10 protein-coding genes are annotated in these 13,602 nt (G+C 43.5%); 6 read left to right on the top strand and 4 right to left on the bottom strand.

What is annotated here, in order from left to right; translation table 11 throughout:
- Window positions 1–60: 60 nt before the first annotated feature.
- Window positions 61–1,272, bottom strand: coding sequence for an aldolase/citrate lyase family protein (locus LA303_RS10955; RefSeq protein WP_240525437.1), 1,212 nt, complete (start codon window positions 1,270–1,272; stop codon window positions 61–63).
- Between the two features lie 240 nt (window positions 1,273–1,512).
- On the opposite strand from LA303_RS10955, the gene LA303_RS10950 reads away from it, so the two are divergent.
- Both LA303_RS10950 and LA303_RS10945 read left to right on the top strand, forming a co-directional pair.
- The gene (locus LA303_RS10950; RefSeq protein ID WP_240525436.1) at window positions 1,513–4,275 is read left to right on the top strand and encodes a PAS domain S-box protein; all 2,763 of its coding nucleotides are present in this window, start codon (window positions 1,513–1,515) and stop codon (window positions 4,273–4,275) included.
- Window positions 4,276–4,334: 59 nt separating this feature from the next.
- Window positions 4,335–7,646, top strand: coding sequence for a PAS domain S-box protein (locus tag LA303_RS10945; protein WP_240525435.1), 3,312 nt, complete (start codon window positions 4,335–4,337; stop codon window positions 7,644–7,646).
- 9 nt (window positions 7,647–7,655) lie between these two features.
- Here the strand turns inward: LA303_RS10945 and LA303_RS10940 are convergent, their stop codons facing one another.
- Together LA303_RS10940 and hemG are read right to left on the bottom strand one after the other, a co-directional pair.
- On the bottom strand, window positions 7,656–8,033 hold the full coding sequence (locus LA303_RS10940; protein WP_240525434.1) for a hypothetical protein: 378 nt from the start codon (window positions 8,031–8,033) through the stop codon (window positions 7,656–7,658).
- A gap of 123 nt (window positions 8,034–8,156) precedes the next feature.
- The gene (hemG, locus tag LA303_RS10935; RefSeq protein WP_240525433.1) at window positions 8,157–9,521 is read right to left on the bottom strand and encodes a protoporphyrinogen oxidase; all 1,365 of its coding nucleotides are present in this window, start codon (window positions 9,519–9,521) and stop codon (window positions 8,157–8,159) included.
- Window positions 9,522–9,610: 89 nt separating this feature from the next.
- Here hemG and LA303_RS10930 point away from each other — a divergent pair, with 89 nt between their 5' ends.
- Entirely contained in the window at window positions 9,611–10,114 is a 504-nt protein-coding gene (locus tag LA303_RS10930; protein WP_240525432.1) for a ferritin-like domain-containing protein, read from the top strand.
- A gap of 65 nt (window positions 10,115–10,179) precedes the next feature.
- Here the strand turns inward: LA303_RS10930 and LA303_RS10925 are convergent, their stop codons facing one another.
- Window positions 10,180–11,211: a branched-chain amino acid aminotransferase gene (locus LA303_RS10925; protein ID WP_317196916.1), complete on the bottom strand. Its 1,032-nt coding sequence runs from the start codon at window positions 11,209–11,211 to the stop codon at window positions 10,180–10,182.
- 231 nt (window positions 11,212–11,442) lie between these two features.
- Between LA303_RS10925 and LA303_RS10920 the strand changes: the two genes are divergently transcribed.
- From LA303_RS10920 to LA303_RS10910, 3 genes are all read left to right on the top strand, one after another.
- Window positions 11,443–11,733: a DUF5320 domain-containing protein gene (locus LA303_RS10920; RefSeq protein WP_240525430.1), complete on the top strand. Its 291-nt coding sequence runs from the start codon at window positions 11,443–11,445 to the stop codon at window positions 11,731–11,733.
- Between the two features lie 104 nt (window positions 11,734–11,837).
- On the top strand, window positions 11,838–12,719 hold the full coding sequence (locus tag LA303_RS10915) for an ATP-binding protein (protein ID WP_240525429.1): 882 nt from the start codon (window positions 11,838–11,840) through the stop codon (window positions 12,717–12,719).
- A complete protein-coding gene (locus LA303_RS10910) occupies window positions 12,716–13,594 on the top strand; it encodes an ATP-binding protein (RefSeq protein ID WP_240525428.1) in 879 nt (292 codons plus the stop codon). The genes LA303_RS10915 and LA303_RS10910 overlap by 4 nt, the downstream gene beginning before the upstream one ends.
- Window positions 13,595–13,602: the final 8 nt, after the last annotated feature.

The following is a 13,602-nucleotide window of genomic DNA, read 5'->3' as shown; positions in this document are numbered from 1 at the left end:
GACTAATTTCAAATATTAATACCCGTTTCCCATTAACAAATTTCAATTTCTAACGTTCATTTAATTATTTTTCTCCCAATCTTTCTCCAGTTTTCCGGTATTGACGGCCAGTGTAATCGTCGTTAAAGCTCTCTTCACCACTGGTGGGTCAATCATTTTCGAGCCGAGAGAAACAACTCCCAATCCTTTTTTTTCTGCTTCGCGAAAAGCGAGATAGATTTTTTTTGCTTTTTCAATTTCTGCTTCGTCGGGAGCGAAGTTTTCGTGGATAACTTTTATTTGTCTGGGGTGGATACATCCCATCCCGTCGAATCCCAAAGCTTTGGAACGTTTAACATTTTCGGCTAGTGCTTCCATATCCGATACATCAGAGAAAACGGAATCAATAGGTTGGATACCGGCTGCACGGGCCGCATTCACCACCATGGAACGGGCAAAAAACGATTCGGTCCCTTCCTGGGTGCGCCGGGTTCCGATATCGGCGGTATAATCTTCAAGTCCAATGGCTAAAGCGGCAACTTGTTTATCCGCCGAAGCAATCGAATAGGCATTCATGACCCCTTTGGCACTTTCGATGATCGGCATGAACCATACCGGATGTTCCATGTTGTGCAACAGCAACAGCTCCCGTGTACGGGCGGCTACCCGTAAAACATCGGTGGCATCTTCACATTTGGGAATTAACACTAAATTGACGAAATGCGGAACAACAAAAGAGAGATCTTCAAGTCCCCGTTCTCCCTGGTTGATGCGCACCATGCGTTCGGCGCCGTAAAAATGAAGGCTGCGCAGGGCGTTGCGAACCAGATACCGGGCTTCCGTCTTTTTGGCCGGAGCTACCGCATCTTCCAAATCCAGAATTAAACCATTGGGTTTGTGGATGCCGGCATTCAGCATGAGTTTGGGCGAATTCCCCGGCAGATAAAGACGGGAAAAACGAAAAGCATCTTTGGCTGTTTCCGTTTTATTTTCTTCCAAAAGGGGGAAAAGAAACTCCTTATCGGTATCTGTCACCTCTTTTATGGCTGCTTCCAGCCGTGCTGCCAAAACAAAATCGACCGCTCCGCTGTCTTCGATATCCACCACCGCATTTTCCAGTTCAAAAAATTGAAGGACTTTTTCGGTCAAAGCCTGGATTTGTCTCCCGAACAAAGTTTTTACTTTGCTTTTTAAGTGAATTTTAATTCCGCCTTTTGATTTCGGCGTTACGGCCACCCATACGTCCGAACGGACTCCCGGGCCTTTATTTCCGGATGTTCCCGTTTTATTCATGGAATATGTTTTTTTGGCTTCAAAGATACATTCTGTTTTTAGAATGACCTATTAAAAAGAAAAAGAATTTTTTCGAGAATGGCTGTGAATCAAAAATCTTATGATGAACAGGGCGAATTTTATTACCTTTGTGAAAGTCATTAAAAAAAGATCGTTATCGGGGAGGTTTTTCAACGGTTTTGTTTTTTTAATGAAACCGGAGAAGGATGTCTTTGGCATCGAAAAGAAGGGGCAGATAGTATGAGCAATGGAAAAAATACGCAAGCTGATTACCGTAATTTGTATGAAAAAGAAAAAGCAGCCAATGAGCGTCTGTTAAATCAGTTGTTCTATGAGAACAGAACGACGATGTTGTTGCTGACACCGGACGGGGACATTGTGGATGCTAACCGGTCGGCAGAAAAATTTTACGGTTTTCGGCGCGATATTTTAAAAACCAAGCGATTACAGGATATCGATGTTTTTTCTTCAGAAAAGGTGACAGAGGCTTTGCAGCAAGCGGTAAAACAACAGGAACATCATTTTTATACCCGTCATCAGCTTTCGAACGGACAGGTGCGGGATGTGGAACTTTACAGCGGGGTTTTAGACCGCGAAGATAAAAGGTTGCTTTTTGTAACCGTTTTTGATGTAACGGAGAAGGTGAAAGCCCAAAAAGAACTGAAAAGAAATCTGGAACGTTACCGCAAAGTTTTTGATGTCTCGCCGGATGTGGTGGCTATCAGCCGGCTAAGTGATGGTAGATATATCGAAGTAAACGATCGGTTTGAAGAAGTATCGGGTTATTCTCGTAAAGAAGTTATCGGACAAACGGCTTTTTCTTTGGGGCTATGGGTTCATCCTGAAGACCGCCAGCCTTTTGTGGAAAAAGTGTTGAAAGCGCGTGCTATTTATCATTATCCGGTTCTTTTTAGACGAAAAAACGGCGAAATTTTCAGAGCGGAAGTTTCGGCCAACCTTATGGAAACGAATGGCGAATTGTTTCTTTTTTCGTTTACTACCGATGTGGAAGAAACCCTTCGTACACGGGAAGCGCTTGAGCAGAGTGAACTGAAATTTAGGAAATCGTTTAATATTTCACCATTTGCCATTGCCATTACCAGTCTTACTACCGGCCGGTATGCCGAGGTGAATGAAGTTTTTTTGTTGGAAACCGGCTACAAAAGAGAAGAAGTAGTGGGAAAAACGGCCGAAGAACTGGGAATCTGGGTAGATTACAGCCAGCGCGAGGGGTATCTGCAGAAGATGATGAAGGAGGGGTATGTAAAAGATTTTCCCATTAATTTACGGATGAAAAACGGCAGCGAAGTGCATGCGCTGGTTTCGTCCAACATTATTGAGCTTAACGGAGAGCCTCATTTGATATCCATTACGCGGAACATTGAAGATTACCGACAGGCATTAAGTGCTTTACGGGAAGTGGAATTACGTTATAAAACTCTTTTTGATCTTTCTCCGGCTGGTATTCTGCTAATTGACGAAACCGGTTCTATTTTGGATGCCAATCCTTCTTTTTGTCGTCTGTTGGCTTATCAGCCCCAGGAAATTATCGGGAAAAAGGTTTGGGATGCTTTGTTCCCGGTGGCCGATATTCACAAGGAAAAGGTGCTGAAAGATATTCAGGAAATTTTAAAAAGTGGACAGCCGCGGCAAAAAGAAATGGTGAATTATGACCATCATGGAAAGCCGGTGTATCTTCGCCTTTTTGAAACTGTGGTTGATCTGGAAAACCGGGGAAGGATCATCCTTTCTATTTCGCTCGATTTTACCCGGGAAAAAGAATACCGGGATACGTTAGCCCGGCAAACGGCCCGTTTAAAAGAAGCACAGGAAATCGGGCGTCTGGGGAGTTGGGAACTTGTCCGGAAAAGCAAAGAATTAAATTGGTCTGAAGGGCTTTATTCTATTTTGGAACTGCCCCGGTCACAAAAACCGAATTACGACCTGTTTCAGGCTCGTATCCATCCCGATGATCTGAAAGAAGCCCGTTATGTTTTGAAAGAATCCATCAAAACGGGGAAGCCATTTAAACATATTCACCGTTTGTTGCTTGATGAAAACCGGATCAAATGGGTTATTGAAAGGGGAAAGAGCTTTTATGATAAAAAAGGAAATCTGGTCAGGATACACGGAACGGTACAAGACATTACCCGGCTGAAACAAACCGAAGATCAGCTGAAAGAACTCAACGAGCTGCTGGAGCAAAAAGTAAAAGACCGTACCCAGAGGCTAAAGAAAAAACAACAGGACTTGTCGAACTTGTTGAATGATATGCAGCAGGTACAGAAAAAACTGGAACAGTCGAACCGCGAATTACAAAACCTGAATCATGAGCTGGAAGCTTTTTCCTATTCGGTGTCGCATGATTTAAAAGCACCGGTTCGGGCTATACAGGGTTTTACTACTATCTTGAAAGAAGATTATTACGATTTGCTTGATGCTGAAGGGCAGGAGCTTATCGGCGATATCGTGGATGAAACGCAGCGGATGGCGCAAATTATTGATGCGTTGCTGTTGCTTTCGCGAACCGGCCGTAAGAACCTGAATTATGTGGAGTTTAATATGGAACCGCTGGCCCGTTCGGTATTTATGGAACAACAAAAACATTTCGGACTGAAACATGCCCGGCTTGAAATTACAGAACTTCCGGTTGTTTTTGCCGATTATAGCCTGATAAAACAACTTTTAAGCAACTTGTTTTCTAATGCGTTAAAATATTCTTCCAAACGAAAACAACCCGTTGTGGAAATGGGGTACGAAAAGAATGAAAAAAACGGGGAGGTTACTCTTTTTATAAAAGATAATGGTGTCGGATTTAGTCCGGATGATACGGCCAAAATGTTCGACGCTTTTATCCGATTGCACTCCAAAACACTTTTTGAAGGAACCGGTATCGGACTGGCTATCGCCAAGCGGATTGTTACCCGGCATGGCGGAAAAATATGGGCTGAAAGCGAACCGGATCAGGGAGCTGTTTTTTATTTTACCCTTCCTTCAAAATAGAAAACTGCTGATGTTCGTACAGGTTTTACCTGTAGGGAAAAACGTTAAAAACATGACACATGAACCGGAAACTAAAAATATTGTTACTTGAAGATAATGCCTCGGATGTAAAATTATTGAAAAGAGCATTATCGAGAAGTTTTGATGCCTTTACCCTGAAAGTTATTGAGCGGAAAGAAGAGTATCTGGCTGAATTGCTTCAGGATTATGATATTGTGATTTCCGACTTTGCTCTTCCTGCTTTTGATGGGATGGAAGCCCTGAAAATTAAAAATAAGGAAAGGCCCTTTATGCCTTTTATTATTACTACCGGTTCCACTAACGAAGATACGGCTGTGCAATGTATGAAAGAAGGGGCCGACGATTATATTATCAAAGAGCATATTACCCGTATTGGGGAAGCCGTAAAACGGGCTATCGCCCTTAAAAAAGCGGAATATGACCGGCAAAAAGCTTTTGAAACGGTGCAACATCTTAACCGGACTTTAAAAGCAATTCGAAACATTAATCAGCTGATAACCCGTGAGCATGATGTGCAAAAGCTGATTCAGCAAGCATGTGAAATGTTTACACAGGAACAGAGTTACCGCGCAGCCTGGATCGCTCTGTTTGACGAAAAAGGAAATCTGGGAAAGGTAAATGCTTATTCCGGTTTTTCAGCAAAAGCTTTTTCTCCGCTTGCCAAAGGAATGCTCCGGGGTGAATGGCCTGCGTGTTTGAAAATGGCATCGGAAGAGAAAGGAATGGTACATATTCTCCTTTCGGATACATCAAAAAAAGACTGCCCTTTTGCCCGCCTGAAGTTGTCTTCTTCTGCTTTTTGTGAGATGCTGGAGTACAATAACAAAAAGCTGGGATTTATCACCGTAAGTATTCCGGATGATGTGGAGGTGAATCACGAAGAAAAAGAGCTTTTCCGGCAGGTGGCCAGTGATTTGGCTTATGCCTTGTTTAATTTGGAAGTGGAGAAAGAAAACCGTGAAAATGCTCTCCGGCAGCAGGTTTTGTATCAGATTGCCCATGCTGCCGTGCTGGAAGGCGATTTGACCAGTTTTCTTGTTAAGGTTTATGATATTATCAAGCAGGTTGTCGATTTCGATCATGCATATATTGCCCTTTATGATGAAGAACATCATCAATACACTTTTCCTTTTAAAAAGGGTATTCTCTCGGGATTTCATATGGATGCTTTGCCTGATTCCCGGAAAGGATTAATTTATTATGTCCGTAAAAAACAAAAATTGATCCGTGTTAACAACGATCAAATCAGGGAGTTGGTCAAAAAAGGAGAAGTGGAGATCATCGGTCCTTTATCTACCTCCTGGATGGGGGTTCCGCTTACCCATAAAAACCGGTTTATTGGGGTGTTGGTGCTTATTCATCAGACTAATCTTCAGGCTTTTTCTGAAAAAGATGAAGAGTTGATGCGGTTCATTTCCAATCAACTGGCATTGTTTATCGAACGAAAAGAAGCCTTAAAAGCTTTGAGGGTAAGCAATAAACGGTATAAAACCCTGATGCAACAAGCCAGCGATTCCATCTTGTTGTGCGATATGGAAGGAAAAATAGTGGAGGTAAACGAAAAAATAGAAAAAAGTTTGGGATATGCTTCGCAGGAAATCCTGTCCATGAATGCTTTTGATCTATTGCCGCCATCTTTAGCTGAAATACAAAAGAAAAAGTACTGGGATTATTTTTCTCCGGGGAAAATCATAAAATTTGAAACGATCTTTCGCCGGAAAGACCATTCTGAGTTTCCGGTGGAAATTAGTGCCGGGGTGGTACATATTGGCGATAAGGACTTGGTGCTGGCCATTGCCCGCGATATCAGCGAACGTAAAAGAACGGAAGAAAGAATCCAGTTGCTCTCGCTGGGGGTGGAACAGAGCCCGGCTTCCATTGTAATTACTGACAAGGAAGGGAATATTCAGTATGTGAATAAGAAATTTACTGAAGTAAGCGGTTATTCTTTGGATGAGGTACTGGGGAAAAACCTGCGGATTTTAAAATCCGGTAAAATGCCCGACCGGATTTATACGGAATTGTGGAATACCATTACCGCAGGTGAAGAGTGGCGTGGCGAGATGATCAACCGAAAGAAAGACCAAAGTCTGTTTTGGGAGCTGGTCAGTATTTCTCCGGTGAAAAATAATGATGGAGAAATTACGCATTTTATTGCGGTGAAAGAAGATATCACCTCGCGTAAAGAGATGGAAGCTGAACTGCGGAAAGCCAAACAGAAAGCAGAGGAGAGCAACCGGCTGAAAAGTGAATTTTTGGCCAATATGAGCCATGAGATCCGTACACCCATGAACGGAATTATCGGGTTTGCTTCTTTGCTGGAAGATGAAGACCTGACTGCAGAATCACGCAAAAACTACGTGCAGATTATTCAAAACAGTACCCGGCAGTTGCTTCATATTATTGATGAGATTTTGGAAGTGTCACGATTGCAGACCCGTCAGGTGGAGAAATCCAGTGCCGAAGTCAATATCAATGAATTGCTCATGAGTTGTTTCTCTGAGTTTGACCGGGTAGCCAAAGAAAAATCATTATCGATTTATCTGAAAAAAGGATTGCCTGACGAAGTGGCATTGGTTTATATAGATGGCGGAAAGTTACATAAGGTCATTCATCATCTGGTGGAAAATGCACTGAAGTTTACCCAGGAAGGTTATATAGAACTGGGCTATCGGTTGAAAGGAAAAGACCGGCTTGAATTTTTTGTGAAAGATACCGGAATCGGTATTGGAAGCAACGCCCGTGAGATGATCTTTGATGAATTTTCGCAGGAAGACAAACGGCTTTCGCGTTTGTCTGGCGGACTTGGCCTGGGGCTTTCTATTGTAAAGGGGTACGTTGATCTGCTGGGAGGAACGATTCGCATTGAGTCGGAAAAAGGAAAAGGTTCGGTGTTTTATGTGGAGATCCCGTATGTTCCTGTACATCCTGAAAAATTGAATTTGTTACCGGAACCTTCTTCCGATACGGCAGCCGTTACCGTGCTGGTGGCAGAAGATGAAGAAGTAAATTACCAGTATCTCGAGATTTTGCTCAGAAAATTTAATCCGGATATTGTTGTGCAACATGCCGTTACCGGTGAGGATGCTGTAAAAGCGTGCCGTGACAATCCGGATATCAGTTTGGTATTAATGGATTTGAAAATGCCGGGAATGAACGGGTTGGAAGCGACACGGAAAATCAAAGCCCAGAATCCGAATATCATCATTGTTGCCCAAACGGCTTATACTGCACCAGAAAATCAGCAAGAAGCAAAAAAAGCGGGCTGCGATTCTTTTTTACGAAAACCAACCCGTAAAGCTAACCTGTTCAAGGTGTTGAATAAATACCTGACAACCAGAAAACGATAGTCTTTTTGGTCAGGAGTCGGTACGGGATAAAAAATGATTGAAACAGCCGCGTCGAGAACAGATTCGGATAAAACCTCCTTCTTCGAGACCCAGTTCCGCCATGGGAGCACCGCATACCTGGCAAGTTTCGGCGGTGAGCAGTTCTGTATGGCAATGCGGACAGCAGAAATTTACGATCTCTTTTTCACGGATATCAATATCTTTTTGATGCTCAAAACATTCATATGCGGCACAAAGATATACGTCCCCTCTTTCTCCTTTTTCGGAACGGACTTTTAGATGAACACTGTCCAGTCCTTTAATCTTTACATTACTATCCATCAGCGAATGCCGGCACGAGGGGCAAACAACGTGAAGAATCAACGGGTTTTGTGTATTTTCAGACATGGCTATTTTCTGGTTTTTAGGTTGATGCTAAATTAAACACTTGAAGCCGTTTTGTAAAGCGTATGGCGTAATATAAAAGATGTTTAAATAAGCGAATTATACCATTTTGATTTTCAATCGGTATTACAGCTCATTTAAAATGATGTCTTCAGCCATGAAATGGGCCTGTTTAATTCGGTCGGCCAGTCCAATACCGTCGCGGATGTTCCCGCCAAGATAAAGCCCCTGATGTTGTAATTCAAGTGATGCAATGGTTTTAAAACGTTCTTCCGAGTCGGCTCCGTATTGCGCAATGGCCCGGCGATGCGTGGTGTATTCAAAAAGATCAGGCGCTGTGTTTTTTATTTTCATGGTAATGGCCAACTCTTTCATGATCAGGTCGTACAGTGCGTCATCTTTCAGAAGAGCCAGATCCGGGCGCCGCATGCCACCTACAAAAGTAGTCAGGAGCGCTCCGCCTTCCGGTGCCCGGTTTTTGAAAAGAGTAGACATGAACAAAATACCGAGAATATTTCGCTTTTCTTTAAAAGGAATAAGTCCGCCAAAAGCTTTTAAAGAAATTCCGTTCCATTTTTTAAATCCGATGGCAACTTCGGTTACTGCAGCATATTTCAGGCGGGTTATGGGTTCCCATTTCCGGGGTTCGATAAACGGAAATAAAACGGGGAGCCCTTCACTGCCCGCAGTACTGACCACATGGGTGAAAGATTCTTTATTGTTTTCGTTTGTAACGACATAATGATGCTGTGCGACCTTTTGAACAGAAAGTGGCGAGCAGTTGTACGTGATGTTTTCTGCATCAATGATTTCGACCAGGGTTTCAATTAATTGTTGCAGGCCGCCTTCTGTGGAAAAGATCTTGCGGGTAACTTTTTTTTCTTCCGGAGTTTGTTTTTGACGTTTTTTCTTGATGGCCCCGCCGATAAAACTGCCGTAATCCTGTTCCAGCTGGTAGAGTTTGGGCAGGGCATATTTAGGAACGATGTAAGCCGGATCGCCGGCATAAATTCCTAAAATGAACGGATCGATGGCATAATCCAGAAAACTTTGTCCCATACGGCGAATGACCATTTCAGACAGCGTTTCGTTAGGGTTCATCCCTTTTTTGCGAAAAGGCTCTCCTAACAGCCGCAGTTTGTCTTTCCAGGTAAACAGGGGCGTTGTTATTCCTCCGATAATTCCCGATGGCAAAGGATGCCATTTCCCATTTTTCCAGATCAGTCTTTTGTTGGCATCGTTTCCGGCAAGCTCCGGCGGACAGCGGTCACCAAGCTCTTCAAAAAATTCAACGGTTTCGATGTTGGCGAGTACGCCGCTGTTGGGCCCCTTTTCGTAGGTAAATCCATTTTTTTGTACGGTTTCGATTACTCCGCCTGCCCGGGCTGTTTTTTCAAAAATATGAAAAGGAATTCCCGCTTTTTTTAAATAAAAGGCTGTGGTAAGTCCCGTAATTCCTGCTCCTATAATTGCTACCTTTTTTTTTGCCATGTTTCGAAAATTACTGTCCTTTATTTTATTGAGGACATCAGGCAAAAGTACAAAATCCGTATCTTTGAGAAAACTTAAAATCTTAAACTATGGAAACAAAAGATACTGCCCTGGAAATTCTGAAAACAGCGATTTTACTTGAACGCAGAGGAAAAGCTTTTTATACACAGGCTGCCCGTAACAGCGAAAGCCCGTCGGCCCGTAAGATTTTTGAAATGATGGCGGAAGAGGAAGATGAGCACATTGATTTTCTAACCCGCCAGGCACAACACTATCTGAAAGATCACACGTTTGTTCATCCGGAACCGCATCCGGAAGAAGAGGATGCCAATCTTGAAATATTAACGGAACAAATAAAAAAAGAAATTAGTGCTGCGGGATTTGAAGCAGCAGCTATTTCGGCAGCCATTGATTTTGAAAACCGCGCGATTAAAATTTACTCCGAGAGAGCCGAACAGGCTACTGATCCGGTAGAAAAAGAAGTATACCAAATGCTGGCCGAATGGGAAAAAGGACACCATCATTTGCTTTATCAGCTTAATGAAGAGCTGAAAGAACAGGTGTGGAACGACAATAATTTTTGGCCGTTTTGATCTGGTATCCGGAAATAAAAAAACGCAGGTCATCCGGCCTGCGTTTTTTTTATGATGTTTGGTTTTTAAATCCCTTCAATAACGGTAGTCCATCCATGGACATCTTCCACAGTACCTTCCTGAATACCACGCAGGTGGTGATATAGTTTTGTGGAAATTGGTCCCGGTTCATCGCCGTATTCCACCGTTTTCCCGGTGGAGTGGTCGGTAATTTTTTTGATGGGAGAAATAATCGCTGCTGTTCCGCAGGCACCGGCTTCTTCAAAGCTGTCCAGTTCGTCAAACGGAATTTTGCGGCGCTCGGTTTTTAATCCGATGTCTTCGGCAATCTGTATCAGACTCATATTCGTGATAGAAGGCAGGATACTGTCTGATTTTGGCGTAACGTAAGTGTTGTCTTTAATGGCAAAGAAGTTGGCCGGACCCGCTTCGTCGATATATTTCTTTTCCAGCGCATCCAGAAAAAGCACCGAAGCAAATCCGCCTTGGTGGGCTCTTTCGCTGGCGCGCATTCCGGCAGCATAATTGCCCCCAACTTTATATTTTCCGGTTCCCAGCGGAGCAGCACGGTCCATATCGCGTACCACTTCTATGGCTACGGGTTTGAAGCCTTCTTTAAAATAAGGACCTACCGGAGTAACAAATACCATGAACAGGTATTCTTCGGCTGGTTTAACCCCGACCTGTGGACCGCTTCCGATCAATAACGGACGAATGTAGAGCGTAGCACCGGTTCCGTAAGGCGGAATAAAACGGGCATTGAGTTTTACCGCTTTTTCTACAGCCTGATAAAACAATTCATCAGGAACCTCTGCCATCATGATTCCATAAGCTGAATTACGCATGCGTTTTGCGTTCTCTTCCCACCGAAATAATCTGACCTTCCCGTCTTTGCCGCGGTAAGCCTTTAATCCTTCAAAAGCTTCCTGTCCGTAATGGAGTGCTGTGGCTGCCATATGTACCGGTACGTATTCCGATGAGGTGATTTCTAATTCTCCCCATTTTCCGTTGCGGTAATAGCAGCGGATATTATAATCTGTTCTTACATATCCGAAAGGCAAATTGCCCCAATCCAAATTTTCTGTAGTGTTCATGATTCCCTTGTTTTGTTTGCTGCGAATTTACACATTTTGACTCAATTGGTGTGGGCTTTTGCTCTTCAAAAATGTTAATTTAAGGGTTTTACGTATGGTTTCTGCCACGCTTAAAAAAATTTTTGAAAAAAAACTTGACATGGCACAGATATTGGAATACATTTGCAAAATGAACATAAGTTCAAAACTAAGTAAGAAAGTACGAATGTTTAACCATAAAAAAAGGAGGTAAAAATGCCAAGAGGTGATGGAACAGGTCCTGTAGGGCAAGGCCCGATGACAGGCAGAGGTTTAGGCCGTTGTGCCGGAAACGACGCACCGGGTTATGGCAACGGATTTTTCGGACGTGGCTTAGGCAGAGGTTTCGGACGTGGACTGGGTTTCGGCAGGGGTTTTGGCTTTGCCGGTAATAACCAGGTTCCCTATAACGAAGCTTCTGAAAAAAGCTGGCTCGAAAATGTGATTAATGCCTTGAAAAATCAGCTGCAAAACCTGGAAAAACGTCGTGATGATCTGGACAAATAATCCATACACGGCCTTTATGAAAAGCAAAGGTGTAATTTTGCGTGGCAAAGTTTGCACCTTTGCTTTTTTTGTTCTCGACTATTGTTAAATAATTGATCTTAACCATGCAAATAGCTATAGCAAGCGGAAAAGGAGGGACCGGTAAAACGACACTCGCTGTCAATCTGGCGGTTTTGTTGTCTGAAAAATTTTCAGGAACCGGTCAAAAAGTATTGTTGGCCGATCTGGATGTGGAAGAACCCAATTCCGGATTGTTCCTGAAAGGTGATTTGATAGAAGAACAGGTCAATTACCGGATGGTTCCCGACTGGAAAGAAGATAAATGTACGCTGTGTAAGCGTTGTGCCAATGTGTGCGAATTCAATGCCTTGGCTTTTCTGGGAATTAGTGTGATGATTTTCCCCGAACTTTGCCATTCTTGCTATGCCTGTTCTGATTTATGTCCGGAAGATGCCCTTCCGATGGAAAAAAGACGCATGGGAGTTACCCGCCGGTACCGGCTGAACGAATCGCTGGAGTTTATGGAAAGCCGGATTGACATTGGGGTGGAACAGGCAACGCCGCTAATTGAGCAAACACGAAAATATATCAAAGAAAATTACGATGACCAGTGGATGGTTTTGCTGGATTCTCCTCCGGGAACTTCCTGTCCGGTGATGGAAGCTGTAAAAGATGCTGATCTGGTGTTGTTAATTACCGAACCTACGCCGTTTGGTTTTCATGATCTGAAATTGGCAATGGATACCATGGGCGAATTAGGTAAAAAATATGCTGTCGTTATCAATAAGTACGGTATTGGTAACGATGAGGTATTGCATTATTGCGAGCAAAAACAAATTCCGGTTATTGGCAAATTGCCGCATCTGACGGAGGCAGCCGTGCTTTATTCAAAAGGGAAAAATATGGTAGATACACTGCCGGCCATCCGGAATGAAATAGAGAAAATTTATTCAGGGATCTTAAAACTGACGGAGGACAGGGCATGAAAGAGATTGTTGTACTCTCAGGAAAAGGAGGTGCCGGAAAAACATCCATTACCGCCGCTTTTGCTGCGTTGGGTGCTAAAGACCTTGTTTTGGCCGATTGTGATGTGGATGCGGCAGATATGCATTTGCTGACAGCACCTGAAATACAGGTTGAAGAAGACTTTTACAGCGGAAAGGTGTACGAAGTGAAAACCGACGGTTGTGTACACTGTTTTAAATGTATGAAAGTTTGTCATTTTGATGCGGTTTCTCATATCGACGGTGAGTTTGTGATTGACCCGATGGAGTGCGAAGGATGTGGTTATTGTTATCAGGTTTGTCCTACACGAACCATTGAGATGCATCCGCGTCTGGCCGGGAAGTTTTATGTCTCTAACACCCGTTTTGGAAATACGCTGGTGCATGCCCGTTTGGGAATTGCTGCCGACAATTCCGGAAAACTGGTAACCAAAGTGCGTGAAGAAGCCAAAAAAATGGCTTTGGAACAGCAGAAAAAATATGTACTCGTTGATGCTTCTCCCGGAATTGGTTGTCCGGTGGTGGCCTCGCTTACCGGTGCGCATTTTGTGGTGATGGTTACCGAACCTACTGTTTCCGGTTTGCATGATCTTTCGCGGGTGTACGAACTCATTCGCAAGCTGAAACTGAAAAGCGGCTGTATTATCAACAAAGCCGATATCAATCCGGAGATGGCAGGACAGATAAAACAGTTCCTGGAAGAAAATGACGTGCCGTTACTGGCAGAGCTTCCTTACGATGTTCGTTTTACCGAGGCGATATCTCAGGCTAAAACCATTGTGGAATATGACCAGGGAGCATTGCGCGAAAAACTGGTAAAAGCCTGGGAAGAAGTGCGGGAATTAACGGATAAATAAGCGTAAGA

Origin of the sequence: Candidatus Sulfidibacterium hydrothermale (assembly GCF_020149915.1) — a bacterium.
Lineage (GTDB): Bacteria > Bacteroidota > Bacteroidia > Bacteroidales > F082 > Sulfidibacterium > Sulfidibacterium hydrothermale.
The sequence above is the reverse complement of the archived record's forward strand: the minus strand, read 5'-3'. Positions and strand labels throughout refer to the sequence as shown.